Below are 25811 nucleotides of genomic sequence, written 5' to 3'. Positions count from 1 at the left end.
GAACCCACGGGCCGGGCGTCAGAGATGAGTAAGATGAGAAAGGTCTAGCCCGTCGTAGCGGATGCGCGTCATATGCTCCTGAAGCACCCGCGCCGTGATCCGTCCGCTTCCGTAGTGCTCTTCAAGGCCACCACGAACCCACCCGCCCAAGGCTGTCACTACATCCGGCGGAACGCTCGCCTCACGCATCGCGTCCCGGAACGTGTGGCGGAACGAATGGAACGCGTTCCGATCGCGTTTCACGCCAGCTTCCGCAAGGAAGCGCGAGAACCATTTCGAAAAGGGGCTAAAGTAGCCGTCAGCCCCGCGTACGATGTCTGGGAATAGGCGCTCGTTGCCGGCTGTCCGCATCCGCTCGACGTGTTGGGCGAAGCCAATCCGCTCCAACACTGGATGAACGGGCACATAGCGCTCGCCTGCCTCGGTTTTGACGCGCTTCCGATCGGCCTCATCCACGTCGTCACCGTCCGCCGCGATGAAGATGCATAAGATGCCCTGGAACAGGCGAACATCCTCTGTTCGGAGTTGCGCGATCTCGCCCTGCCTCATTCCGGTGTAGAGCCCAATCAAAGGGATCCAAAAGCGCCCCCTACGCGGCCTATTCGGTCCCGGCTTCGCATAGCCGTTCTGATCGTCCAGACAGCCGGTGAAGAGGGGCGCCTGAAAGATCTTCGTCAACTCGGCGCCCGTAAACGGGTCCCGGCGATGGCGCTTTTTGACCCCCTTAATTGCGAGGCTCTTGCTAGGGTTCTGAACGATCCAGCCCTCGTGTTGAGCGTAGTTCATCAGCGCGGAAAGGCCGTGGATATAATGGTTCACGGTAGTAACGTGCAGCCGGTCTATGGCTGGCAGCTTCAGGTTCGCAACTTCCACAAGCGGCCTTCCTGGGAAGCGCTTGGCAGCGTTCGGCGGCAACGCCTGGACGGTCGCCCGAAAGGTCTTGCAGTCCTCGCGGCCGATCTTGCGGATGGGCCGATCGCTGCCGAACAACTCCCCCGCGAGGCGGAAGACCACGTCGTACGTCTGCTGTGATTTGGCGATGAGGGTGGCGCGCTGAGGCTCGGCACGGAATGCCGCGATAGCCTGTGCAAGTGTCTTCCCGCTCGGCTCGGCTCGGGGCCGGAAGACGGGATCGAATGCCACCGCTTGGTAATCACCTGCGAGACGCGCTTGGCTGCGGTGCAGGTCCTCCAACCGCCCTCTGCGCAGGAGGGCCAAGAGCTGCCGGAACTGGCCAGACGCGGCGTCCTCTTTGCTCACCACAAACGGCAACGGCGATCCGGCAGCGCGGATCGAATTGAGCTGGCGCCGAAGCAATCGAACGTCGTTGGCTCTGAGAACGCGGATCGCGGTTTGATATGATGCATCGAGACCTAAGTCATTCGGATCGTTCAGCGCGGCCTCTTCCTGGTTCAAGCGGATAAGCGCTTCATCCCTATCAAGCGGCACCGCCATCCGCGCCCGCGGCTCCCCATCGGCAGCTACGGCTGTGAACCAGCCGATTGCCATTTGCTCGATCGCGGCCTCGCTCAGCGAAATGAGTGGGACACTGCCGATCGTATCGCAGTCGTCGGCTGCAGCCCGGTCACGCAGCGCACGGCACTGCTTTTCGAAGGCGTCCGCCTCATCGCGGACCCGACGCTTCGCCTCCGCGAGATCAGCGGTGCGGAGCGACTTCCACACCTGTTCCCGCCCAAAGGCGGCTACGAGATCTCTGGGGACCTTGGCCTTAAAATACCAACTGGCGCTGTTCTTACGCTGCGCAAGGTAGGTGTGGCGGCTCACGTCGCTCATGCTCCCGGATAGCACCGTGGGGTAGCAGTCGACTAGTCGTAAGCCATTGATTTCGGCGAGCTTCCTAGTGGATCAACCACTTACAGAAGCGTTGGCGGAGGGAGCGGGATTCGAACCCGCGATACGGTTTCCCGTATACACACTTTCCAGGCGTGCGCCTTCAACCACTCGGCCACCCCTCCGGTCCGGGGCCAGGCGCCCGGCGCGGGGCCGGGCGCGGATCGGCCGCGCGGAGGGCGTCCTGTATCCTGCGCGAGGGGAGTCACGCAAGGCGGGACGGGAGGAAAATCACGCCTCCCGTCCCGATCATGGTTCCCGTCACTCGTTCTCGGCGAGGTGGAACCGCACCTGCTCGACATTGGCCCGCTCGAAGGACTGCATCACGTGCTGGTACGAGCGCTCCATCTCCGTCGGCGCATCGCCCGGCGTGTCCTCGGGCTTCAGCACGAACATCAGCATCGACCGGCCCGTCACCTCGTAGGGCTGCGCGAAGCCGAAGCTCTCCGCGTCCTGGCTGTCGGGCAGGTTCGTGTCGAGGAGCCGCGTCCAGGCCTCGCCGCCCACCGTCTCCGGCAGGTTGAAGGTCACGAGGTCGTGGTAGGCGTTGAACAGGAGGAGTAGCGTCGCGTCGCCGCCCTTCCGGTGCAGGCCGGTCGCCTGGGCGCGGCCGTCGAGGCGCACGGCGAAGGCGCGGGCCTCCCCATCGCTCCAGTTCTCCGGGGCCATCTCGCCCCCGTCCGGGCGCAGCCACGTCACGTCCTGGACGCCGAACTCCTCGTCGTAGCGCCCGGTCAGGAACCGGCCACGGTTGAGGATCGGCAGGGCGTTGCGCAGGATGATCAGGCGCTGCGTGAACTCCGCGAGGTCCCGCTCCTCCTCGCCGATGGCGTCCCAATCGAGCCAGGAGATCTCGTTGTCCTGGCAATAGGCGTTGTTGTTGCCGTTCTGCGTGCGGGCGAACTCGTCGCCGGCCAGCAGCATCGGCGTGCCCCGCGAGAAGAACAGCGTCGCCAGCATGTTGCGCATCTGGCGCAGCCGCACCGCGCGGATGCCCTGGTCCTCCGTCGGGCCCTCGACCCCGTAATTGTAGGAGAGGTTGTGCGAGTGCCCGTCGCGGTTGTTCTCGCCATTGGCCTCATTGTGCTTGTCGTTGTAGGCGACCGTGTCGTGCAGGGTGAAGCCGTCATGGGCGGTGAGGAAGTTGACGCTCGCCCACGGCTTGCGGCCGCGCTTGTCGAACTTGTCCGCCGAGCCGCTGACCCGCGCCGCCATGTCCGGCAAGAGGCCGCCGTCGCCCTTCCAGTAGCCGCGCACGTCGTCGCGGAACCGGTCGTTCCACTCGGCCCAGCCCGGCGGGAAGCCGCCGACCTGATAGCCGCCCGGCCCGCAATCCCACGGCTCGGCGATGAGCTTCACCGAGTTCAGCACCGGGTCCTGGCGGCAGGTGTCGAGGAAGCCGCCGCCCTCGTCGAAGCCGTAGGGCTCGCGGCCGAGGATCGTGGCGAGGTCGAAGCGGAAGCCGTCGACGCGCATCTCCGTCGCCCAGTAGCGTAGCGAATCGGTGACGAGCTGCAGCACGCGCGGATGCGAGAGGTTGAACGTGTTCCCGGTGCCGGTGTCGTTGATGTAGTAGCGCTTCTCGTTCGGCAGCAGCCGGTAGTACGAGGCGTTGTCGATGCCCTTGAACGAGAGGGTCGGCCCCTTCTCGTTGCCCTCGGCCGTGTGGTTGTAGACCACGTCGAGGATCACTTCGAGGCCCGCCCCGTGCAGGCGGGAGACCATCTCCTTGAACTCGGAGAAGGCGAAGTCCGGCACCGCCGCGTAGCGCCGGGCGGGGGTGAAGAACGAGATGGTGTTGTAGCCCCAATAGTTCACGAGGTTCTTTTCCTGCAGGTAATCGTCCTGCACGAAGGAGTGAACCGGCAACAATTCCACCGACGTGACGCCGAGGCTCTTGATGTAGTCGAGCACCTCCGGCGTGCCGAGGCCGGCATAGGTGCCGCGCAGCTTCTCCGGCACCTTCGGGTGGAGCTTGGTGAGGCCCTTCACATGGGCCTCGTAGATGATGGTCCGCTCCCACGGCACGTTCGGCTTCTGGTGGCGGCCCCAGGTGAAGGCGGGGTCGATCACCCGCGAGCGGCGGGTATACGCGGCGGAATCGCGGTCATCGAAGGTGGTGTCGTCGCCGGTTTCCATCTTGTAGCCGAACAGGGCCGGGTTCCACGTGATGGAGCCGACGAGACCCTTGGCGTAGGGGTCGATGAGGAGCTTGTTCGGGTTGAACCGGTGCCCGGCGGTGGGCTCGTAGGGGCCGTGGACGCGGAAGCCGTAGATCGTGCCGGGGCGGGCGTCGGGCAGGTAGCCGTGCCAGATCTCGTCCGTGTATTCGGGCAGTTCGATCCGCTCGATCTCGCGCTCGCCCTGGTCGTCGAATAGGCACAGTTCGACCTTGGTGGCGTAGGCCGAGAACACGGCGAAGTTCACCCCCAGCCCGTCCCAGGTGGCACCGAGCGGATAGGGCAGACCCTCCAGGATGCGCGAGCGGGCCGCACGGGCCTGAAACGTCGAACGAGGGGAATCGGACATGGGGTCTCCGGTGCTCGGCCCGCCACGTCACGGCGGGGGCAGTGCGGGAACGTGCCGGACACGGCGAAGCTCCCCGCCACCCGGCGAAAATTTGGTGCGGGTCCGATCTAGCCGAAGGCGCCCGCCAGATAGACCCGCACGAAGCCCGGCATGCGCTGCGGATCGAGGTCGGCGGGCCCCCGCAGGAGGCGCAGGGCGGCGAGTTCCGGGTCGGCCTCCGCCCGGCGGTGGGCCTCGGCCCACGCGCGCAGGGCCTCGCCCGCCTCGGGGAATCGCACGGGGCGCAGGAAGGCGAGTTGCCCCTCCCCGTCGAGGAGGATCCACTCGCCCGCCGGGTCGTCCGGCAGCGACAGCCCGGTCTCCTCGGTGAATTCCCGCGCCGCGCTGCCCGCGAGATCGACCGTCTCGCCCCGCAGGTCGTCCCGGTCGGGGGTGCCGCAGGGGAAGTAGAGCTGGCCGGCATTGGCGGTGTGGGCGCCCATCTCGCCCACCAGCACCGCCCCGTCCGCGCCCCAGGGCACGATGGCCGCGAAGGCGTTGGCGACCGCGCCGTCGAAGGCCCCGCCGTCGCGATAGGCCACGAATTGCGAGAACCGCGCCTCGAACAGGTCGACACGGGCGACCCCGCCCTCGACGGTGCAGGCGCAGGACAGGAGGACGATGCCGTCGAATAGCGCGGGCCGCGCCGCGCGGCGCCGCTCCCAATGGGCGGCGATCCGCTCCGCGTTGTCCCGCGCCCAGGGCCATTCGTAGGGCACGAGGCGCCCCTCGATCCCCCGCAGCCGCGTGGTCCGGAAACCGTCAGGCACGCAGGGTGCCCTCCGACACGAGGACCGCCGCGCCGCCGATCTCCACCGAGCGCAGGGCACCGGCCACGATGTCGATCTGCAGGGCGATGGTGCTCGGGCGGCCCATCGCCTGCCCCTGGGCGATGGCGATGTCGTGGATTCCGTCGCCCAGCGCCTCGAACTGCATCAGCACCCCGGCGAAGGCCGCCGCCGCCGAACCGGTGGCGGGGTCCTCCGGCACGCCCATCCGGGGGGCGAACATCCGCGTGCGGAAGGCGAGGCCCGTCCCCTCCGGGTCGGGGGCGTAGAGATAGAGCCCGTCGCCCTCCTCCGGCGCGGCGGCGGGGCGGGCGGCGTCGAGGCGCGCGGCCGAGGCGACCGGCACGCAGGTGAAGCGCGGCCCCGCCCCGTGCCGGCTCGGGCGGTGGCGGCCGAAGCCGATCTCCCCCGGCTCCAGGCCGAGGCGGGCGGCCAGCCCCTCCGGCTCCGGCCCCGGCCCGAGATACTCGGGCAGGGCAGGCAGCTTGAACCGGGCGCGGCCGCCCGTGCCGTCGGGCAGGGTCTCGACGACGCAGGGCACGATGCCGATCCCCTCCTCCAGGCCGAAGGCGCGGGCGTCGGCGCCGGGCGGATCCCGCAGGGCGAGGAGCACCGCCGTGCCGACGGTGGGATGGCCGGCGAAGGGCAGTTCCCGGGCGGGGGTGAAGATGCGCAAGCGCGCCCGGTGGCGGGGCTCGTCCGGCGGGAGCACGAACACCGTCTCCGACAGGTTGAACTCCCTGGCGATGGCCTGCATCGCCGCCCCGTCGAGACCCTCGGAGTCGAGGACCACCGCGAGGGGGTTCCCGGCGAGCGGCTGCGTGGTGAACACGTCGAGGGTGGCGAAGCGGCGCGTCATGGCAACACCTCTCTGGTGGGGGCCGTCCTCAGACCGCCTCGGCGGGAAACACGGCGGAGGGGGCGACGAACTCGTCCTGCGCGGCCACGGTGAGGATCTCCCGCGAGCCCGCCTCGGCGGTGGCGCGCAACAGGCCGTAGACCGAGGCCGCCGCCTTCTCCAGCGCCAGGGCGGCGGAGCGCTCCCTGGCGTAGTGGACGAGGAACAGGGCGGCGATGCAATCGCCCGCGCCGTTGATCGCGAGGTCGAGGCGCGGGGTGCGCACCCGGAACAGCCGCCCGCCCTCCCCGGCCAGCAGGTCGATGCGGTCGGCGGGCGTCTCGGCGGTGGCCGCCGAGGTCACGACCACCACCTTCGGCCCCCGCGCCTGCAGGGCGGCGATGGCGGCGCGCGCCTCGTCCAGGGTGCCGCTCGGCAGGCCGGTGAGGAGGTTCAGCTCGAACTGGTTCGGGGTGAGGATGTCGGCGGCGGGCACGGCGCGCTCGCGCATGAACTCGGTGATGCCGGGGCGGACGTAGACGCCCTCCTCCGTGTCGCCGAGCACGGGATCGCAGCAATAGAGGGCGGCCGGGTTCTCGGCGCGCACGGCGGCCACCGCCTCCAGGATCGCCTCGCCGATGGCGGCCGAGCCCATGTAGCCGGAGAGCACCGCGTCGCAGCGGGCCAGCGCCCCGCGCTCGCCCACGCCCCGCACCACGTCGCGGATCGTCTCGGCGGCGAAGACCTCGCCCCGCCAAGCACCGTAGCCGGTGTGGTTGGAGAACTGCACGGTGTGGACCGGCCACACCTCGACCCCGAGCCGCTGCATCGGGAACACCGCCGAGGCGTTGCCGACATGGCCGTAGGCGACGTGGGACTGGATGGAGAGGACGTTCACGGAAAGGCTCCTCGACACGCCGTGGTTAGCCCGTTCCACGCGCCTTCGCATCCCCGGACTTGCCGGGCAGCCATGTCGGACTCAGATGGGACCGACGTAAGGAGAGTTTTCCGCCCCCATGGACATCGAAGCCCTCAAGGATTCGACGATGGCCTTCGTCGAGACCCACAAGGCCTGGGCACCGCTGATCGCGGCCGGGCTCGCCTTCTGCGAATCGATCGCCGTCCTCTCGATCTTCGTCCCCGCGACGGTGATCCTCGTGGCCGTGGGCGCGCTGGTCGGCGGGGCCGGGCTCGCCTTCTGGCCGGTGGTGATCGGCGCCGCCGTCGGGGCGGCCTTGGGCGATTGGGTCTCCTACGAGTTCGGGCACTGGCTGGGGCCGGGCGCCAAGCAGAAATGGCCCCTGAGCCGCTACCCCGAGATGACCGCCAAGGCCGAGGGCTTCATCCAGCGCTGGGGCGTCGCCGCCGTGGCGCTCGGGCGCTTCTTCGGCCCGGCGCGGGCCCTCGTGCCGCTGCTGGCCGGGGTGCTCGGCATGAGCCGCCTGCCCTTCCAGTTCGCCAACGTCGCCTCGGCGCTGGTCTGGGCCTTCGTGCTGCTGGCGCCCGGCGCCGGGCTGCTCGCATGGTTCGAGAAGTGAGCCGCGTGATGCCGCGCCGCAGGTGACGCGGCCGGCGTGCGCCTTCACCATGTCCCGATTCGGCACGATACCGATTCGGTCATGACATCCACCGCCAGCCCCACCGCCACATCAGAACCCGCGCTGATCCTCCCCCCGGACCGGCGCCAATCCCCCACCGCCCTGCGGATCCAGCGCGGGGTGCGGCGGCTGTTCTCGGAAATGGGCTGCGTGACCCTGCCGGAATTCTCCCTGGTGAACGGCCGCCGGGCCGACGTGATCGCCCTCTGCGGCGCCGGGCGGCTCACCATCGTGGAGATCAAGTCGAGCGTGGCCGATTTCCGCGCCGACCGGAAATGGCCGGATTACCGGGACTTCTGCGACCGGTTCTTCTTCGCCATCCCCGACGACGTGCCGGAAGACCTGATCCCCGAGGAATGCGGCCTGATCGTCGCCGACGCCTACGGTGCCGCGATCCTGCGCGAGGCGCCCGAGCATGCCCTCAGCGGCCCCCGGCGCAAGGCGGTGACGCTCCGCTTCGCCCACAGCGCCGCGAGGCTCCTGCACGCGCTCGCCGACCCCGGCGCGATCCGCGAAGGCGCGCTCTGAGAGTTCCGCCGGGAGGGAGCCTCCTTCCCTCGCCCTCCTTCGAGGCGGCCGACGCCGCACCTCAGGATGAGGTCGTGGTAGGGATGTCCGGCTTCCCGGCCGGACACCGAGGAGGCTTGCTCCGAAGCGCCGCCGCGTCCACAGCGGGGGGATGACACCCGTCGCCCTGTTCGAACTGGTGCTCGCGCTGCTCGCGGCCGCGCTGGTCCTGTCCCTGGTCGCCAGCCGGCTCGGCCTGCCGCCCGCCGTGGCCCTCGTGGTCGGCGGCATGGCGCTCGCCGTCGCGCCGGGCCTGCCGGCCTTCGACCTCGACCCAGAACCTGATCCTGGTCCTGTTCCTGCCGCCGCTCCTGCTCGAATCGGCCTATTTCACCGTCTGGCGGGATTTTCGCGCCGCGATCAGGCCGATTCTCTCCCTGTCCCTCGGGGCCGTGCTGTTCACGACGCTGGTCGTCGGGGTGGTCGCCCATGCGGTCGCCCCCGGCCTGCCCTGGGCCGCCTGCTTCGCGCTGGGCGCCATCGTCTCGCCGCCGGATGCCGTCTCGGCCAAGGCGGTGCTCGCGCGGGTGACGCTGCCGCGCAAGACCGTCACCGTCCTCGAAGGCGAGAGCCTCGTGAACGACGCCTCCGGCCTCGTGCTCTACCGCTTCGCGGTGGCCGCCGCCCTCACCGGCGCCTTCGATGCCTGGGCGGCGCTCGGCAGCTTCGCGTGGCTCGCCGTGGCGGGCGTCGCGGTGGGCGTGGCCCTCGGCTTCGTCGCCACGCGGGTCGTCGCCCGCCTTCACGATGCCAACGCGGCCACGATCGTCACCTTCCTCGTCGCCTACCTCGCCTATCTCGCGGCGGAGGAAATCCACGCCTCCGGCGTCCTCGCCGTGGTGGCCTGCGGCCTGATGCTCGGAGGCCGCGAGCACGAGACCTTCGACGCCCGCACCCGCACGCATGCGCTGGCCGTGTGGGGCTTCGTGGTGTTCGTGCTGGAGGCGCTGGTCTTCGTGCTGATCGGGCTGGCGCTGCGCGGCGTGCTCGACCGGATGGGCGGCAGCGCGGACGCGCTCATCGCCGGCCTGCCCCTGGCGCTGGCAGCGACGGCCACCTGCGTCGCGGCGCGGCTCGCCTGGGTGTTCCCCGCCGTCTACCTGTCGCGGCTCTTGCCCCGGCCCTGGCGGGACCCCCTCCCCGCGCTCCGCCCGGCGATCCCACTGGTGGTCGGCTGGGCGGGGATGCGCGGGGTCGTGACGCTGGCGGCGGCGCTCGCCCTGCCGCTCGGCTTCCCCGGCCGCGACCCGATCCTGTTGGCCGCCTTCGCGGTGATCCTGTTCACGGTGCTGGTGCAGGGCACGACGCTGGGCCCACTGATCCGGCGCCTGCGCCTCGACGCGCGCACGAGCCTGCCGGACGGGCATCTCGACGCCGCCATGGCCCGCGTCGCGGTGAACGAGGCCGGGCTCGCCGCCCTGGAAACCCTGCTGGCCCCCGACTCGGGCGAGCACCGCCACCCGGTGCTGGTGGAGCAATATCGCCGCCGGGTCTGGGCGACATCGCGCCTGCGCGACGAGCGCTCCGTGGCCGAAGTGGAGCGCGACGCGCACATGCTGGCCGCGCTCGGGGCCGTCCGGGCCGGGCGGGCCGCCCTCGCCGCCCTGCACCGGGAGGGCCGCATCCACGGCTCGGTGCTGAGGGCCATCGAGGCCGAACTCGACCTCGAGGAATTGCATCTCCGGCGGCTCTCGGGGGAGGCCGCCGGGCACGGTTGAGGCTTAGCGGAGGGCGGCGCAGCCCTCCGGCGTGCCGTAGCTGCCGTAGACGACGCGCACCTTGTGCGGGCACGCCGGCTTGGCGACCGGGGCGATGGGGGCGACCTCCACCGGCTCCACGCGGAGCGTCGCGGCGGGGACGGGGTCGTCCGAGGTCGCCAGCGCGCGGCTCGCATTCATCACGACGGGCGTCGCGGCCATCGCCGAGAGGGCGAGGGTGGCGACGAGGGCAAGGTTACGACGGGCGAACGACTTCCTGGGCGACGTGGTCATGGTCCATTTCCGCAACATTCGGCAGCACATCGGGCGCCGGATAACCCCTGGTTGCGCGAATAACTTGGCTGTGGGCGTCCCGGTTCCGGTCGTCGCAGCAATCTTGACGGTTCGTGCCGGCGCCATAGGGCGCCCGCCCCGCCTTGCGCCGACGGCCCCGCTCTCCTAGACCCCCGGCCGAGTCCGAAAGCACCGACCGAGCATGCCGAGCGCCGCGCCCACTCCCAACCGATCCTTCCAGGGGCTGATCCTGGCGCTCCAGACCTACTGGGCGGACAAGGGCTGCGTGATCCTGCAGCCCTACGACATGGAGGTCGGCGCGGGCACGTTCCACCCGGCCACGACCCTGCGGGCGCTGGGGCCGAAGCCGTGGAAGGCCGCCTATGTGCAGCCCTCCCGCCGGCCGAAGGACGGGCGCTACGGCGAGAACCCGAACCGGCTGCAGCATTATTACCAGTTCCAGGTGATCCTGAAGCCGAACCCGCCGAACCTGCAGGAACTCTACCTCGCCTCCCTGGCGGCGATCGGCGTCGACCTGAAGCTGCACGACATCCGCTTCGTGGAGGACGATTGGGAGAGCCCGACGCTGGGCGCCTGGGGCCTCGGCTGGGAATGCTGGTGCGACGGGATGGAGGTGAGCCAGTTCACGTACTTCCAGCAGGTCGCGGGCTTCGAATGCGCCCCCGTGGCGGGGGAGCTGACCTACGGCCTGGAACGGCTCGCCATGTACGTGCAGGGCGTCGAGAACGTCTACGACCTCGACTTCAACGGCGCCGAGGGCGAGGACCGCGTCACCTACGGCGACGTCTTCCTGCAGGCCGAGCAGGAATACTCCCGGCACAACTTCGAGGCGGCGGACACGACGATGCTGTTCCGCCAGTTCACCGACGCGGAATCCGCCTGCCGCGCCTATCTCGACGCGGGTGCGCCGAACGAGGGCGAACGCCACCGCATGGTGCAGCCGGCCTACGACCAGTGCATCAAGGCGAGCCACGTCTTCAACCTGCTCGACGCGCGCGGGGTGATCTCGGTCACGGAGCGCCAGAGCTACATCCTGCGGGTGCGGGAACTCGCCAAGGCCTGCGGCGCGGCGTGGCTGAAGACGGCGGGCGGCGGGGCGTAAGCGGATCCGCCTCGTCAGATGTCCCGCCCCTGATAGATCTCGGGCGGAAGCCGTCGCCGATGCCGGCCCATGGCCAAGAGGCGCCCATCGATGGCGGCAAGTCCGCAACCGATCAGCGCCATGCCGAGGCCATGACGCGGATCAAGCCTCTCCCCCAGCGCGAGAGCCCCTGCGAGGATGGCCGACACCGGGATCAGGAAGGTGACGAGGAGCAGGTTCGTCGCTCCCGCCGTCGCCAGGATCCGGAAGTACAGCACGTAGGCGAGAGCAGTCGACAAGGCCGCCGCCCCCGCGATCGCGCCCCACACCGATGCGCCCGGCATGGCGAGCGTCCAGGGTCGATCCACCATGAGGACGATGGGCAGAAGCAGGATCGTGGACGCCGTGACCTGCCCCGCCGCCGTCGCAAGCGGCGGAACACCCATCCGACGGAAGCGTCGGCCGAAGACGCCTGCGCAGGCGTAGGATAGGGCCGCGCCGAGGACGGCCACTTGCGCCAGCAGATTGGTCCCAAAGCCCGAGAGGACGACCGGCCCCACCATCACGACGACGCCGGCGAGGCCGACGAGGACGCCCGCCAGCCGCTTGCCTGTCATCCTCTCGTCGGACGTGCCCACATGGGCGACGAGGACGGCGAACAGTGGCGTGGTGGCATTCAGGATCGCGGCGAGTCCGGAGGCGATGTGCGTCTGCCCCCAGACGATGAGGCTGAGGGGCACCACGTTGTTCAACAGGCCCATGAAGAGGAAGGCCGTCCAAACCTCGATGCCACGCGGCATCGCGAGGCCGAGCACTGGCACGACCGCATTCAGGATCAGAGCAGCGAGGCCGACACGCAGAACGACGAGCGAGAGCGGCGGCAGGGCGGAGAGCGCGACATGCGTGAAGAAGAACGATCCGCCCCAAAGCACCGAAAGGCTGAGGAGCATCGCCCATTCGGGCGTCGACATCGTGCGATTCATTGCTGGCGGCATGACGAGCCTCCCGTGGGTTCGACCCGTGATACGAGGCGACCTGGGAGGCGGGCGTCCCGAATCCTGCTTTCGAATCCCCCCTCCGCAACCGGCGCCTGCTGCCGGAAGATCGGACTGCTGAGACAGCCTCAAGGGAGCCCGTTGGCCCCTCGCGCGTTCCACACCCCGCTCAGGCAGGCGTCTCCGGCGCCTCTCACAGCGGGATTTGCATCATGAAACAGACCGCCTTCGCCCTCGGCTTCCTCGCGCTGGGCCTCGCCCCGGCGCTCGCTGCCGAGCCCGGCCCGGAGGCCGTGGTGAAGAAGCTCTATGCCGAGCCGCACCCGAATCACTCGGCCGTCTACACCAAGCGCCTGCAGGGGCTGTTCGACGCGGACGCGAAGCAGGCGAACGGTGCCACCGGCAACCTCGATTTCGACTTCCGCCTCAACGGCGAGCCGATGAAGCCCGACACGGTGAAGAACCTCACCTTCAAGGAGGCCACCGAGGGCACGGACCAGGCGAAGGTCACGGTCCAGCGCAAGGGCGGCGACGGCGCGAAGTCCATCGTCTACGACCTCGTGCGCGAGGATGGGGCGTGGCGGGTCTCGGACGCCCATTCCATCGGCGACCGGAAGTGGCAGCTCTCCACCATCCTGAAGGGCGAGGCGCGCTGAGGCCGGCCTGAGCCCTCGACAGGGTTGCGGCGCGGCGATATGGCCGCGCCATGCCCGACCTCCTGCTCGAACTCCGCTCGGAAGAGATCCCCGCCCGCATGCAGCGGCGCGCGGCCGAGGATCTCCGGAAGCTCGTCACCGACGCCCTCGTGGCGCGCGGCTTCCTCTACGAGGGCGCCAAGGCCTTCGCGACGCCCCGCCGCCTCGCCCTGCACGTCGCCGGCCTGCCGGCGCGCGGCGAGGCCGTGCGCGAGGAGCGGCGCGGCCCCCGCGTCGGCGCCCCCGAGGCCGCGATCCAGGGCTTCCTCAAGAGCGCCGGGCTCACGAGCCTCGATCAGGCGACTACGATCACCGACCCGAAGAAGGGCGAGTTCTACCTCGCGGTGATCGAGAAGGCCGGGCGCGAGACGCTGGACGTGCTCGCCGAGATCCTGCCGGAGATCGTCAAGAGCTTCCCCTGGCCGAAGGCGATGCGCTGGGGCGTGGCCTCGGCCCAGCCCGGCGCATTGCGCTGGGTGCGCCCGCTGCAATCCATCGTGGCGACCTTCGGCCCCGAGACCGAGACGCCGGAGGTGGTCCCCTTCGAGGTCGGCGGGATCAAGGCCGGGACCACGACCTACGGCCACCGCTTCCTGGCGCCCGGCCCGATCGAGGTCCGCCGCTTCGACGACTATATCCAGGCGCTGGAGAAGGCGAAGGTCATCCTCGACGCGGACCGCCGCAAGGACGTGATCCTGCACGACGCCCGCGACCTCGCCTTCGCCCGCGGCCTTGAACTCGTCGAGGACGAGGGCCTGCTGGAGGAGGTCGCCGGGCTGGTCGAATGGCCGGTCGTGCTGCTCGGCTCCTTCGACGAGGCGTTCCTCGACATCCCCGCCGAGGCGATCCGCGCCACGATCCGCGCCAACCAGAAGTGCTTCGTCCTGCGGACAGCCGGCTCCGAGGAACTGGCCCCGGCCTTCATCCTCGTCTCGAACCTCGTCGCCAGCGACGGCGGTCTGGCCATCACCGCCGGTAACGAGCGGGTGGTGCGGGCGCGGCTCTCGGATGCCAAGTTCTTCTGGGAGACCGACAAGGCGATCCGGTTGGAAGACCGCCTGCCGAAGCTCGACAACATCGTCTTCCACGAAAAGCTCGGGACGCAGGGGCAGCGGGTGGCTCGCATCGCGGCGCTCGCGAAGGAACTAGCGCCCCTCGTCGGCGCCGACCCCGCGCTCGCCGAGCAGGCGGCGCGGCTGGCCAAGGCCGACCTCGTCACCGAGATGGTCGGCGAGTTCCCCGAGTTGCAGGGCCTGATGGGCGCGAAATACGCGGCGCTGGAAGGCCTTCCGCCCAGCGTCGCGACCGCGCTCGGCGACCATTACAAGCCGCTCGGCCCCTCCGACCGGGTGCCGAGCGACCCCGTCGCCATCGCGGTGGCGCTGGCCGACAAGCTCGACACGCTGGTCGGCTTCTGGGCCATCGACGAGAAGCCCACCGGTAGCAAGGACCCCTATGCGCTCCGGCGGGCGGCTTTGGGTGTTATTCGGTATGTTCTCGAAGGCAAGCGGTTAAAACTCTATAGCATTTTCAACAAGCATTCAGCGCTTGTCGGAAATGATATTCATCGAGTCGCCCTTGACAAAATGGCAGGCCGGCCAAGTCTTGTTGGAACTCTTTCAGTTGGCGACAAGAGCTTCGACCTTCTCGCCTTCTTCGCCGACCGCCTGAAGATCACCCTGCGGGACATGGGCGCCCGGCACGACCTCGTGGACGCGGTCTTCGCCCTGCCCGGCCAGGACGACCTGCTGCTCATCGCCCGCCGGGTCGAGGCGCTGCAGAAGTTCCTGGAGACCGAGGACGGCAAGAACCTGCTCGCGGGCTACAAGCGCGCGGCCAACATCCTGCGCATCGAGGAGAAGAAGGACGGCCGCGCCTACAACGCCGCGCCCGATTCCGCCCTCGCGGCCTCCGGCGAGCCGGCGGAGCGGGCGCTGGCCGAGGCCTTGCAGTCGGCCCGCGCGGAGGCATCGAAGGCGGTCGCGGCGGAGGATTTCGCCGGCGCCATGCGGGCGCTCTCGACGCTGCGCGCCCCGGTCGATGCGTTCTTCACGGACGTCACCGTCAACGCGGACGACCCGAAGCTCCGCGAGAACCGCCTGGCGCTCCTCAACGCGCTCCGCGCCGCCACGCGGGAGGTCGCCGACTTCTCGAAGATCGAGGGTTGAATCGCCACTTCATCAGTGGGGGATAGCGGTGCGATAGCCTCGTGCACAGCGCTGATCTTGAAGACAAGGCTCGTATAAAATCCCCTCTGCTTCTTGCTACCGCCTCTCAAGCCCAAGACGTGCGAGGCTTGGGCAGCAGAGGGGAGGGGATCAGCGCATGGCTTTACAGGCAGTATCGTGCCTCACGATAGGTATAATCTTAATTCTTATCTGGCGGGAAGAGAGACGGTCACGAAATTCAATAAATCGTCGTTACGAATTTCTGAGTGATCTTGCAGATTTATACGGTGCGCCAGAGGCTTGTGGAGACTACATTCAGTCTTTAAGCCGCCCCGAAGATTCACGATCGTTACTTGAATGGTCGGGAGTAGATAAGCACTCGAAGATCGATGAAGTTAGATGGGCTATTTTTATAGATAAATGCGATCATTATGGCCTTGTGAAATATATAGACTGGTCGGAAGATTATTCATCTATACTGGAAGAATTTGAAAAACTAATGAAACCACTTGTTGGCCCCATGCCGCAGGATCAGGTTGAATCCATTCTCGCCTACCTGGACAGCAAGCAACCGATCCAGCGCGGCAGTGAAATGGGCTGGCTTTTCGGCCCATTAGCTGCCTATGCAGCTGATAATGGTCTAAAAATCGTAAATATAAACAACAATTCGGACACATTTGTTTTTGCCATTCTGACAAATTTTTTGGCTAAAAAATGGATTGGGGAAAGGCTGGGTTACTTGATCAACGTTGAAGACCCGGCTTGGCAATTTAAAAGTTATCTCAAGAAATCGCCGTACGAACACATCCTGAAGCGATAGGTTTCTTATTAGAGTTTTTCCGGGGAAACTCGGTTCATGTTGCGCCTTCCGTCTTCGCGAGCGAAGCGACGCAATTTACGCCCCCTCGGGGAGAGGCGAAGCCGGCGGCTGGCGCCCGCCCCTCCACCCTCATCCTGAGGTGCGGCGATAGCCGCCTCGAAGGAGGGCTCCAGACGGCGCTGCGATCCCTGGAGCCCTCCTTCGAGGCCCGCTGACGCGGGCACCTCAGGATGAGGCGGGGCGAGGGTTTCGGTGTCCTCTTGCCCCACGCGACGCGAGAGGGTCGTCCCTCACCCGTGATCGTGCCCGTGATGCTCCGGCAGGGTCAGCCCGAAATGGCTCACCAAGTCCTGCACCTGCCCCGGTGACAGGTGACGCGGGTTGAGGTTGCGCAGGAGGAGGTAGAGCTTGGCCGTCTCCTCCAGTTCCTCCGTGGCGAAGACCGCCGCCTCCAGGCTATCGCCCGCCACCACCGGCCCGTGGTTGGCCAGCAGCACCGAGGAATAGCGCCCGGCCAAGCCCCGGATCGCGTCCGCGACCGCCGGGTCGCCGGGGCGGAAGTAGGGGACCAGAGCCGTGCCCCCGGTGCGCATCAGGTAATAGGGCGTCATCGGCGGCAGCACCGCCTTCGGGTCGATCTCCGGCAGCATCGACACCGCCACCGCGTGCGTCGAGTGCAGGTGCACGATGGCCTTCGCGCTCCCCCGGCTCTCGTAGAGGGCGGTGTGGAGGGGGATCTCCTTCGTCGGCTTGTCGCCGGACAGGAGCCGCCCCGCCCCGTCGAGGCGCGAGATCCGCGCCGGGTCGAGGAAGCCCAGCGACGCGTTGGTCGGCGTCACCAGCCAGCCGCCGTCGGGCAGGCGGAGCGAGATGTTGCCCGAGGAGCCGGGCGTCAGCCCGCGCTCGAACAGGGACCGGCCGTAGCGGCAGATCTCCTCGCGCAGGCGGGCTTCCTCGCTCATGCGGTGGCTCCTTCGATGAGGTCGAATCCGAGGTCGATCCGGGCCGGGCCGTCGCCCGTGAGGCAGGCGGCGGCCTCGCGCCCGATGGCGAGGCGCGGCGTGCGGATCGTCGAGAGGGGTTGGGGCATCGCCTCCGTGAAGTCGAGCCCGTTGAAGCCGAACAGGGCGATCCGCTCCGGCACCGCGAGCCCCGCCGCGAGGCAGGCGAACCAGCCGCCGAGCGCCATGTCGTCGTTGGCGAAATACACCGCGTCGAGGTCCGGGTGGCGCGCCAGCAGCGCCTCGAACCCCGCCCGGCCCATGGCGGCCGAGGACCGGCCCTCCCGGACCTCCCGCCCCGCGAGGGACAGGGCCGCCTCCGCCAGCACCGATTCGAAGGCCGCGAGCCGCTTGCCGCTTCGGAGGTCGCTCCCCGGATCGAGGCCGATATAGCCGATCCGCCGGTAGCCCCGGGCCAGGAGATGCCGGGCGCTCGCCTCCCCCGCCGCCCGGTTCGAGAAGCCGACCACCCGGTCGATCCCCTCCCCGTCCGTGTCGATCATCTCCACCACCCGCACCCCCGCCGCGCGGGCGAGGCTCACCGTGCCGGGACTATGCTCCAGCCCGGTGAGCAGCAGGGCCTCCGGCCGCCAGGACAGGAGCGCGGCGACCAGCGCCTCCTCCCGGTCGGGATCGTATTCGCTGACGCCGACGACGCTCTGCATCCCCGTGCCGTCGAGGGCCGCCGTGAGGCCGCGCAGCAGGTCCGGGAACACGATGTTGGCGAGCGAGGGGATCACCACCCCGACGAGGCCCGACCCCGTGCCCGCCCCGCCCCCGGCGAGGCTCCCCGCCAGCCGGTTCGGCACGTAGCCGAGGCGGGCCACGGCCTCCGCCACCCGCTCGCCCGCGCGCTTCGAATAGGAACCGTGGTTGCGCAGCACCCGCGAGACCGTGCTCTCGCCGACGCCGGCCTCCCGCGCCACGTCGGTGAGCGTCACGAGCCGTCCCGGCGGGTCGAACCCTGTCATCCCCGCACCCTCCCGGCGCCCTTCCCCGGGACCGGCATACAGGGCTGCATTTTGTTTCACAACAGAATTGGCAGCGCTGCCAAAGAGAGATATAGCGCGATTCACAGCCGCCGGGGAGCGGTGGATCGGCCCACCCACAACGGGGGGCGAGGGAGGGACACAGCCATGCCAGTGCAGGCCGCCGCGGCGCCGGGGAGCACCGCGTCCAGCGACAAGGGCTTCATCGACAGGACCTACGCCAAGGTCTTCTGGCGGCTCGTGCCGTTCCTGATGCTCTGCTACATCGTCGCCTATCTCGACCGGGTGAATGTCGGCTTCGCCAAGCTGCAGATGTCGAAGGAGCTCGGCTTCTCCGAGACCGCCTACGGCCTCGGCGCGGGCATCTTCTTCCTCGGCTACTTCCTGTTCGAGGTGCCCTCGAACATCATCCTCCACCGGGTCGGCGCGCGGGTCTGGATCGCGCGGATCATGATCACCTGGGGCCTGATCTCCGGGGCGTTCGTGTTCGTGAACTCGGAGGCGAGCTTCTACGCGATGCGCTTCCTCCTCGGGCTGGCCGAGGCCGGGTTCTATCCGGGCGTCATCCTCTACGTGACCTCGTGGTTCCCCTCCCACCGCCGGGCGCGGGTGATCACCGTGTTCATGGCGGCGATCCCGGTCTCAGGCGTGTTCGGCAACCCGCTCTCGGGCTGGATCATGGACACGTTCCACGAGACCCACGGCCTGTCCGGCTGGCAGTGGATGTTCCTGCTGGAAGCGATTCCCGCCGTCCTCGTCGGCATCGCGGTGCTGTTCTACCTCGACAACCGCCCCGCCGAGGCGAAGTGGCTCGACACCGCCGAGCGGCAGGTGCTGGAGCGCGACATCGCCGCCGAGGAGCGCACCAAGACCGACAGCCCGCACTCCCTCGCCACCGTGTTCCGCAACGGCCGCGTGTGGTTCATGAGCCTGATCTACTTCCTGTTCGTGGCCGGGCAGTATGGGCTCGCCTTCTGGGTGCCGACCATCGTCAAGGCGTCGGGCATCCAGGGCAACTTCAACATCGGCCTCGTGAGCGCGATCCCGTTCCTCGTGGCGACGGTGGTGATGGTGGCCCTCGGCCGCAGCGCCGACCGGTTCCGCGAGCGGCGCTGGCACCTCATCATCCCGGCGCTGATCGGCGCGGTGGGCTTCACGGTCTCGGCCTCCAGCACCGACACGGTCGTCGCCATCGCGGCGCTCTCGGTGGCGGCCGGCGGCGTGCTCGCCTGCTCGCCCCTGTTCTGGTCGCTGCCGACCGCCTTCCTCAGCGGCGCGGGCGCGGCGGCGGGCATCGCCCTCATCAACTCGGTGGGCAACCTCGCGGGCTTCGCCGGCCCCTACGCCATCGGGGCGCTGCGCGACTACACCGGCAGCACCGCCGCCGGCATGTACGTGCTGGCGGTGACGCTGGTCCTCGGCGCGGCCTGCGTGTTCGCGGTGCCGGCCCGCCTCGTGAACAAGTGAGGAGCCCGCGATGACGGACAACGGACAGCGCCGCGCGGCGGTGATCGGCCTGGGCTCGATGGGCTCGGGCATGGCGGCCTCGCTCCTGCGGGCGGGCTTTTCCGTCGCGGCCTGCGACGTGAACCCGGAGGCGGTCGCCCGCTTCCGGGAGGCCGGCGGAGAGGCGGCGTCCACCCCCGCCGAGGCGGCGAAGGGCGCCTCGGTGGTGGTCGCGGTGGTGGTGAACGCCGCCCAGACCGAGGCGGTGCTGTTCGGGCCGGACGGCGCGGCGGCGGCGATGCCGGAGGGGGCGGTGTTCGTCTCCTCCGCGACGATGGACCCGGCCATCGCCCGGCGCCTCGCGGCCCAGTTGGAGGAGACCGGCCGGCATTATCTCGACGCGCCGATGAGCGGCGGCGCCGCGCGCGCCGCCGAGGGGGAACTGACCTTCCTCGCCTCGGGCTCGCAGGCGGCGTTCGCGGGGGCGCGGGACGCGCTGACCGCCATGGCCGGCACGGTCTACGAACTCGGCGACGAAGCGGGGCAAGGCGCGGCGTTCAAGATGATCAACCAGCTGCTGGCGGGGGTACACATCGCCGCCGCCTGCGAGGCGATGAGCTTCGCGGCCAAGCAGGGCCTCGACCTGCGGCGCGTCTACGAGGTGATCACGAAGTCGGCCGGCAATTCGTGGATGTTCGAGAACCGCGTGCCGCACATCCTCGATGCGGATTACGCCCCGAAGAGCGCCGTCGACATCTTCGTGAAGGATCTCGGCATCGTGCAGGACATGGCGCGGGCGGAAAAGTACCCGGTGCCGGTGGCCGCCGCCGCCCTGCAGATGTTCCTGATGGCCTCGGGCGCCGGCATGGGCCGGGACGACGATGCCTCCGTGGCAAGGCTCTACGCGCAGGTCTCCGGGGCCGTGCTGCCAGAGAAGTAGACCGCCGTCCTCGACCCAGGGAGTCCGAAACCCATGCCCCGCTTCGCCGCCAACCTCACCCTGATGTTCAACGAGGTGCCGTTCCTCGACCGGTTCGCGGCCGCCGCCAAGGCGGGGTTCGCGGCGGTGGAGTTCCTGTTCCCCTACGAGCATTCGCCGGAGGCCATCGCCGAGCGCCTGCGCGCGAACGGTCTGACCCAGGCGCTGTTCAACATGCCACCGGGGGATTTCGCGAGTGGCGAGCGGGGGTTGGCGGCGCTTCCTCACCGGTTCGATGAAGTGAGGGCGGGCGTCGAGACGGCGCTCCGCTACGCCGAGGCGACGGGGGTGAAGCGCCTGCACCTGATGGCCGGGCTCGCCGACCCGGCGGATCCACAGGCCCGGGACGCCTACCGGAAAGCCGTGGCCTACGCCGCCGAAAAGCTCGCCCCGGCCGGGCTCGACCTCGTGCTGGAGCCGATCAACAGCCGCAACATGCCGGGCTATTTCCTCAACGATTTCGGGGCGGCGGCGGCCCTGATCCGGGAGCTGGCCCTGCCGAACCTGAAGCTCCAGTTCGACCTCTACCATTGCCAGATCCTGCACGGCGACGTGACCATGCGCCTGCGCGACCTGATGCCGATGGTCGGCCATGTGCAGACCGCGAGCGTGCCCGACCGGCACGAGCCCGGCACCGGCGAGATGGACGACGCGTTCCTCTTCGCGGAACTCGACCGGCTCGGCTACGACGGGTTCGTCGGCTGCGAATACATCCCGGCGGGGAACACCGAGGCGGGCCTCGGCTGGTTCGCCCCCTACAGGAAGGCCTGACCCCGATGCCGCTCGCCCTCGGCTGCGTCGCCGACGACTATACCGGCGCCTCGGACCTCGCGAACACCCTGACCAAGGCGGGCCTGCGCACGGTCCAGACCATCGGCATCCCCGCCCCCGACCTCCCGCTGCCGGAGACGGATGCGGTGGTGGTGGCCCTCAAGAGCCGCTCGATCCCGGCGCCGGAGGCGGTCGCCCGCTCGCGGGAGGCGGAGGCGTGGCTGCGCGGGCGCGGCGCGGCGCATGTGATGTTCAAAATCTGCTCGACCTTCGACTCGACGGACGAGGGCAATATCGGCCCCGTCACGGACGCCCTGAGGGAGGCGGCCGGCGAGGCCATCGCCCTCGTGACCCCCGCATTCCCGGAGACGGGCCGCAGCGTCTACCAGGGCAACCTGTTCGTCGGCGCCCTGCCCCTGAACGAGAGCCCGCTCAAGGACCACCCCCTCAACCCGATGCGGGACGCCAACCTCGTGCGGGTGCTGTCGCGCCAGAGCGCGAGCGGGGTCGGGCTCATCGATATGGCCACCGTCACGAAGGGGCCGGAGGCCGTCGCCGCCAAGCTCGACGCGCTCGCCGCCGAGGGCAAGGGCGCGGCCATCGCCGACGCCATCTTCGACCGCGACCTCGAAACGCTGGGCCGCGCCATCGTGGCGAGGCGATTCTCGGTCGGCGCCTCAGGCCTCGGTCTCGGCCTCGCCCGCGCCCTGGCGGAGGACGGCCGGGGCACGCGCGACGCGGCCGGCGCCGCCGTGGGCGAGCCGGTCGGCGGCCATGCCGCCTGCCTCGCCGGAAGCTGCTCGCAGGCGACCCTGGGGCAGGTCGCGGCGGCGGAAGCCCGGATGCCGGTCCTGCGCCTCGATGCCGGACGGCTGTTGTCGGAGTCGGAGGCGGTGGTGGCCGAGGCGCTGGCCTTCGCCAGAGAGCGGATCGCGCAGAGCCCGGTGCTGATCGCCTCGTCGGCCGAGCCGGAGGCGGTGCGGGCGCTCCAATCCCGCCACGGCTCGGAAGCCGCCGGCCATGCCGTCGAGGCGGCCCTCTCGGCCATTGCCGAAGGGCTGGTCGCGGCGGGCGTGCGGCGCCTCGTGATCGCAGGCGGCGAGACCTCCGGCGCCTGCGTCGACCGCCTCGGCCTGCGCGCCTTCCTCGTCGGGCCGGAGATCGCGGCCGGCGTGCCCGTGCTGCGCAGCGCCGGCCGCCCGGAGCCGATGCTGCTCGCCCTCAAGTCGGGGAATTTCGGCGGCCCCGACTTCTTCGCCCGCGCCCTCGACATGATGCAGTGAGGTTTCGATGCACGCTCTGATCCTCGGTGCCGCCGGCATGATCGGCCGGCGCCTCGTCGACACCCTCGTGAGCGAGGGGATGGTCGGCGGGCAGCCGCTCACCGGCCTGACGCTCCTCGATGTGGTCGCCCCCACCGCCCCCGACGGCGTGCCCGGCCCGGTGCGGGCGGAGGCCGCCGACCTGTCGCGGCCCGGCGCCGCCGAGGCGGCGGTGCGCGACCGGCCGGAGGTGATCTTCCACCTCGCGGCGGTGGTCTCCGGCGAGGCGGAGGCGAATTTCGACCTCGGCTACCGGGTGAACCTCGACGCCACGCGCTTCCTGTTCGAGGCGATCCGCGCGATCGAGGGCTACCGGCCGAAGGTGGTGTTCACCTCCTCGCTCGCCGTGTTCGGCCCGCCCTTCCCGGGGGTGATCCCCGACGACCACATCCTGCGCCCGGCCACCTCCTACGGCACGCAGAAGGCGATGGGCGAGATGCTGCTCGCCGACTATGCCCGCCGGGGCATCTTCGACGGGATCGGCCTGCGCCTGCCGACGATCTGCGTCCGGCCGGGCAAGCCGAACAAGGCGGCCTCGGGCTTCTTCTCCGGCATCATCCGCGAGCCGCTGGCCGGGCAGGAAGCCCGCCTGCCGGTGCCGGACACGGTGCGGCACTGGTTCGCGAGCCCGGCGGCGGCGGTGGGCTTCCTCACCCACGCGGCGGGGCTCGACCTCACCCGTCTCGGCACCCGCCGGAGCCTGACCATGCCGGGCGTCTCCGCGACGGTCGCCGAGGAGATCGAGGCCCTGCGCCGCGCGGCCGGCGACAAGGCGGTCGCCCTGATCCGCCGGGAGCCGGACGAGGCGGTCCTGCGCATCGTGGAGACGTGGCCGGAGGCGTTCGACACCCAGGCCGCGACGGAACTGGGCTTCCGGGCGGACGCCTCGTTCGACGCCATCGTGGCCCAGCACATCGCGGAGTTCCACGGGGGGTGAGGGGGGCTGGGTCCGCCCTTCCCGCTTCATCGTCATTGCGAACGAAGCGAATCCATCCAGGGAGGCGGGACGTTTCCGACCGTAGCGCTGCTGGATGGCTTCACTGCGTTCGCAATGACGGTGCGGGGGATAGCCGCCTCGCGCGCACCCTCACGATTGTCTTGACGGCCCTCCGTCCAGATTGTCGTCGAACGCCTTGTCCGCCTTGACGCCGGTCTTGGGGTTAGGGTGCCAACTCGTCCTGGATCGGCCGGATGCGCTCGGCGAGCGTCTTGCCGGTCCGCGCCAGTTCGTGCACCAACGCGACCCGCACCGCCTTAGCCTTGCTCACGCCCGTCCGCGATGCCAATTTCTCGGCGAGCCGATCGACCTCGTCGCTGGCGATGGTGAGCGGCATGGCTGCCTCCGTGGCGAGCGCAAAAAACGTAAGCCCGCCCGCCCCTTGCCGCAAGCATACCAGACATTGAGAGAACCCGGATGACCCGCCTCGACGAGGCCCGCGCCGCGCTGAAGGAGACCTTCGGCTACGAGGATTTCCGGCCCGGCCAGGATGAGGTGATCGGCGCGGTCCTCGACGGGCAGGACGTGTTCGCCGTGATGCCCACGGGCTCCGGCAAGTCGATGACCTACCAATTGCCGGCCCTGGTCGATGCCGGGCTGACCGTGGTGGTCTCGCCGCTCATCGCCCTGATGCACGATCAGGTGCAGCAGATGCGCAGCGTCGGCATCCCGGCGGCGACCCTCAATTCCACCGTGCCGGAGGCCGAATCCCGCGAGGCATGGCGGGCGATCCGCTCAGGGGAGATGCGCCTGCTGTTCGTCTCCCCCGAGCGCCTCCTCATGGATGGCTGCATGGAGGCCCTGCGCGGGGCCGGGGTCCAGCGGCTCGCCGTGGACGAGGCGCATTGCGTCTCGCAATGGGGGCACGATTTCCGCCCCGAATACAGGGAGATCGCCCGCGCCCGCGAAGCCTTGGGCAACGTCCAGACCGTGGCGCTCACCGCCACCGCCGACGCGGCCACCCGGGCTGAGATCGCCGAGCGGCTGTTCCCCGAGGGGCGGCACCCGAGGATCTTCGTCCACTCCTTCGACCGGCCGAACATCCGCCTGACCTTCCAGCCGAAGGACAACCCGTCCCGGCAGATCGAGCGCTTCCTGCGGCACCGCCGCTCCGAGAGCGGCATCATCTACTGCTCGTCGCGCAAGCGCACGGAGCAGCTGGCCGAGACCCTGAGCAAGGACGGGTTCACCGCCCTGCCCTACCATGCCGGCCTCGACCAGGGCACGCGGGCCCGCAACCAGGACCGCTTCCTGCAGGAGGACGGGATGGTGATGACCGCCACCGTCGCCTTCGGCATGGGCATCAACAAGCCCGACGTGCGTTTCGTCATCCACGCGGACATGCCGACCAACGTCGAGGGCTACTATCAGGAGATCGGCCGCGCCGGCCGCGACGGGCTGCCCGCCGACACTCTCACGCTCTACGGCCTCGACGACATGGCGCTGCGGCGCCGCCAGATCGACGAGAAGGAGATCTCCGACGAGCGCCGCCGGGTCGAGCGGCGCAAGCTGGAGGCGATGATCTCGCTGTGCGAGGGCGCCTCCTGCCGCCGGCAATCGCTGCTCGCCTATTTCGGCGAGACCAGCGGGCGGTGCGGCCGCTGCGACCTGTGCCGCGACGGGGTGGAACTCGTGGACGGCACCGTGCCGGCGCAGAAGCTGCTATCGGCCATCGTGCGCACCGGGCAGCGCTTCGGCGCGGCCTATGTCTGCGACGTGGTGCACGGCAAGGAGAGCGACCCGATCCGCCGCAACGGCCATGACGGGCTCAAGACCTTCGGGGTCGGCGCCGACAAGCCGGTGGCGGCGTGGCGGGCGATCCTGCGCCAGCTCTTCGCGGCCGGGGCGGTGGCCGAGAACGCCGACGGGTATGGCGGCCTCAGCCTCACCGAGAAGGGCACGGACATCCTCTACGGGCGCGAGCCCATCACCCTGCGGCCGGACCCCGAGCCCAAGCCCGAATCCCGCGAGCGCCGCCGCACCGCACCCCGCGCGGCCGAGGAACTGGGCCTGCCCGAGGCGGACGAGGCGCTGTTCCAGCATCTGCGTGGTCTTCGCGCGACCATCGCCAGGGCCGAGGGAATCGCCGCCTTCATGGTGTTCCCGGACCGCACGCTGATCGAGATGGCGCGGCAGAAACCCGTGGATCTCTGGGCGATGCGCAGCATCCACGGCGTCGGCGAGCGCAAGCGCGAGGCGTACGGAGACCGTTTCGCCGAGGCGATCAAGGAGTTCCTGACCCATCCCACGGCCGCCTGATCCCCTGTTCCGTGAGGCGATACTCACCCCAGATGTTGCATCGCAGGTCAGGAAGGCACTAATCCG

22 protein-coding genes, 1 tRNA gene and 1 pseudogene are annotated in these 25811 nt (G+C 69.5%); 13 read left to right on the top strand and 11 right to left on the bottom strand.

From position 1 onward, the window contains the following. Positions 1-18: 18 nt before the first annotated feature. The 6 genes from ACXJ1Y_RS06340 to pdxY all read right to left on the bottom strand — a co-directional run bounded on the left by ACXJ1Y_RS06340 (position 19) and on the right by pdxY (position 6943). On the bottom strand, positions 19-1794 hold the full coding sequence (locus ACXJ1Y_RS06340; RefSeq protein WP_463849264.1) for a DUF6538 domain-containing protein: 1776 nt from the start codon (positions 1792-1794) through the stop codon (positions 19-21). A 92-nt stretch (positions 1795-1886) separates the two neighbouring features. After that, positions 1887-1976: transfer RNA gene (locus ACXJ1Y_RS06335), tRNA-Ser, on the bottom strand. A 136-nt stretch (positions 1977-2112) separates the two neighbouring features. Further along, positions 2113-4380 (bottom strand): glycogen debranching protein GlgX, encoded by a 2268-nt coding sequence (glgX, locus tag ACXJ1Y_RS06330; RefSeq protein WP_463849263.1) that lies wholly within the window; start codon positions 4378-4380, stop codon positions 2113-2115. A 107-nt stretch (positions 4381-4487) separates the two neighbouring features. Next, positions 4488-5189: an NUDIX hydrolase gene (locus ACXJ1Y_RS06325; RefSeq protein ID WP_463849262.1), complete on the bottom strand. Its 702-nt coding sequence runs from the start codon at positions 5187-5189 to the stop codon at positions 4488-4490. Beyond that, positions 5182-6066 carry a PhzF family phenazine biosynthesis protein gene (locus tag ACXJ1Y_RS06320; protein WP_463849261.1) on the bottom strand — a complete coding sequence of 295 codons (885 nt, stop codon included), beginning with the start codon at positions 6064-6066 and terminating at the stop codon, positions 5182-5184. Before ACXJ1Y_RS06320 ends, ACXJ1Y_RS06325 begins: the two co-directional genes overlap by 8 nt. 28 nt (positions 6067-6094) lie before the next feature. Beyond that, complete coding sequence (pdxY, locus tag ACXJ1Y_RS06315; RefSeq protein WP_463849260.1) at positions 6095-6943, bottom strand: pyridoxal kinase PdxY; 849 nt, start codon at positions 6941-6943, stop codon at positions 6095-6097. A 118-nt stretch (positions 6944-7061) separates the two neighbouring features. Here pdxY and ACXJ1Y_RS06310 point away from each other — a divergent pair, with 118 nt between their 5' ends. The 3 genes and pseudogenes from ACXJ1Y_RS06310 (at position 7062) to ACXJ1Y_RS06300 (ending at position 9928) form a co-directional block, all read left to right on the top strand. After that, entirely contained in the window at positions 7062-7583 is a 522-nt protein-coding gene (locus tag ACXJ1Y_RS06310; RefSeq protein WP_463849259.1) for a DedA family protein, read from the top strand. 81 nt (positions 7584-7664) lie between these two features. After that, positions 7665-8171, top strand: a complete 507-nt coding sequence (locus ACXJ1Y_RS06305) for an MmcB family DNA repair protein (RefSeq protein WP_463849258.1) — start codon at positions 7665-7667, stop codon at positions 8169-8171. A 151-nt stretch (positions 8172-8322) separates the two neighbouring features. Beyond that, positions 8323-9928 (top strand): annotated as a pseudogene (locus ACXJ1Y_RS06300) (Na+/H+ antiporter). Positions 9929-9931: 3 nt separating this feature from the next. Here ACXJ1Y_RS06300 and ACXJ1Y_RS06295 read toward each other — a convergent pair. After that, positions 9932-10201 (bottom strand): hypothetical protein, encoded by a 270-nt coding sequence (locus ACXJ1Y_RS06295; protein WP_463849257.1) that lies wholly within the window; start codon positions 10199-10201, stop codon positions 9932-9934. Between the two features lie 202 nt (positions 10202-10403). Here ACXJ1Y_RS06295 and ACXJ1Y_RS06290 point away from each other — a divergent pair, with 202 nt between their 5' ends. Then, entirely contained in the window at positions 10404-11324 is a 921-nt protein-coding gene (locus tag ACXJ1Y_RS06290; protein ID WP_463849256.1) for a glycine--tRNA ligase subunit alpha, read from the top strand. A gap of 14 nt (positions 11325-11338) precedes the next feature. On the opposite strand, the gene ACXJ1Y_RS06285 is transcribed toward ACXJ1Y_RS06290, so the two are convergent. Continuing rightward, positions 11339-12298, bottom strand: coding sequence for a DMT family transporter (locus tag ACXJ1Y_RS06285; protein WP_463849255.1), 960 nt, complete (start codon positions 12296-12298; stop codon positions 11339-11341). 212 nt (positions 12299-12510) lie between these two features. On the opposite strand from ACXJ1Y_RS06285, the gene ACXJ1Y_RS06280 reads away from it, so the two are divergent. The 3 genes from ACXJ1Y_RS06280 (at position 12511) to ACXJ1Y_RS06270 (ending at position 15981) form a co-directional block, all read left to right on the top strand. Beyond that, positions 12511-12954 carry a hypothetical protein gene (locus ACXJ1Y_RS06280; RefSeq protein ID WP_463849254.1) on the top strand — a complete coding sequence of 148 codons (444 nt, stop codon included), beginning with the start codon at positions 12511-12513 and terminating at the stop codon, positions 12952-12954. Between the two features lie 50 nt (positions 12955-13004). Continuing rightward, positions 13005-15161, top strand: a complete 2157-nt coding sequence (gene glyS, locus ACXJ1Y_RS06275; protein ID WP_463849253.1) for a glycine--tRNA ligase subunit beta — start codon at positions 13005-13007, stop codon at positions 15159-15161. A gap of 157 nt (positions 15162-15318) precedes the next feature. Beyond that, positions 15319-15981, top strand: coding sequence for a DUF6630 family protein (locus ACXJ1Y_RS06270; protein ID WP_463849252.1), 663 nt, complete (start codon positions 15319-15321; stop codon positions 15979-15981). 290 nt (positions 15982-16271) lie between these two features. On the opposite strand, the gene otnC is transcribed toward ACXJ1Y_RS06270, so the two are convergent. Both otnC and ACXJ1Y_RS06260 read right to left on the bottom strand, forming a co-directional pair. Next, positions 16272-16943, bottom strand: coding sequence for a 3-oxo-tetronate 4-phosphate decarboxylase (otnC, locus tag ACXJ1Y_RS06265; RefSeq protein ID WP_463849251.1), 672 nt, complete (start codon positions 16941-16943; stop codon positions 16272-16274). Further along, the gene (locus tag ACXJ1Y_RS06260; protein ID WP_463849250.1) at positions 16940-17953 is read right to left on the bottom strand and encodes a LacI family DNA-binding transcriptional regulator; all 1014 of its coding nucleotides are present in this window, start codon (positions 17951-17953) and stop codon (positions 16940-16942) included. The genes otnC and ACXJ1Y_RS06260 overlap by 4 nt, the downstream gene beginning before the upstream one ends. Before the next feature lie 165 nt (positions 17954-18118). Here ACXJ1Y_RS06260 and ACXJ1Y_RS06255 point away from each other — a divergent pair, with 165 nt between their 5' ends. From ACXJ1Y_RS06255 to denD, 5 genes are read left to right on the top strand one after another with little or no spacing between them, the layout of a single operon-like run. Next, the gene (locus ACXJ1Y_RS06255; RefSeq protein ID WP_463849249.1) at positions 18119-19438 is read left to right on the top strand and encodes an MFS transporter; all 1320 of its coding nucleotides are present in this window, start codon (positions 18119-18121) and stop codon (positions 19436-19438) included. Positions 19439-19448: 10 nt separating this feature from the next. Then, on the top strand, positions 19449-20357 hold the full coding sequence (gene ltnD, locus ACXJ1Y_RS06250; protein ID WP_463849248.1) for an L-threonate dehydrogenase: 909 nt from the start codon (positions 19449-19451) through the stop codon (positions 20355-20357). 33 nt (positions 20358-20390) lie between these two features. Further along, positions 20391-21167 carry a 2-oxo-tetronate isomerase gene (gene otnI, locus ACXJ1Y_RS06245; RefSeq protein ID WP_463849247.1) on the top strand — a complete coding sequence of 259 codons (777 nt, stop codon included), beginning with the start codon at positions 20391-20393 and terminating at the stop codon, positions 21165-21167. A 5-nt stretch (positions 21168-21172) separates the two neighbouring features. Next, the gene (gene otnK, locus ACXJ1Y_RS06240) at positions 21173-22450 is read left to right on the top strand and encodes a 3-oxo-tetronate kinase (RefSeq protein WP_463849246.1); all 1278 of its coding nucleotides are present in this window, start codon (positions 21173-21175) and stop codon (positions 22448-22450) included. A gap of 7 nt (positions 22451-22457) precedes the next feature. Further along, complete coding sequence (gene denD, locus ACXJ1Y_RS06235; RefSeq protein WP_463849245.1) at positions 22458-23426, top strand: D-erythronate dehydrogenase; 969 nt, start codon at positions 22458-22460, stop codon at positions 23424-23426. A gap of 223 nt (positions 23427-23649) precedes the next feature. Here the strand turns inward: denD and ACXJ1Y_RS06230 are convergent, their stop codons facing one another. Then, positions 23650-23823 (bottom strand): type II toxin-antitoxin system VapB family antitoxin, encoded by a 174-nt coding sequence (locus ACXJ1Y_RS06230; protein WP_463849244.1) that lies wholly within the window; start codon positions 23821-23823, stop codon positions 23650-23652. An 80-nt stretch (positions 23824-23903) separates the two neighbouring features. Here ACXJ1Y_RS06230 and recQ point away from each other — a divergent pair, with 80 nt between their 5' ends. Further along, positions 23904-25745 (top strand): DNA helicase RecQ, encoded by a 1842-nt coding sequence (recQ, locus tag ACXJ1Y_RS06225; protein ID WP_463849243.1) that lies wholly within the window; start codon positions 23904-23906, stop codon positions 25743-25745. Positions 25746-25811: the final 66 nt, after the last annotated feature.

It is taken from the genome of Methylobacterium sp. TK26, assembly GCF_055361565.1.
Note: the sequence above shows the minus strand (reverse complement) of the source record. Positions and strands in the feature narration are given on the sequence as shown.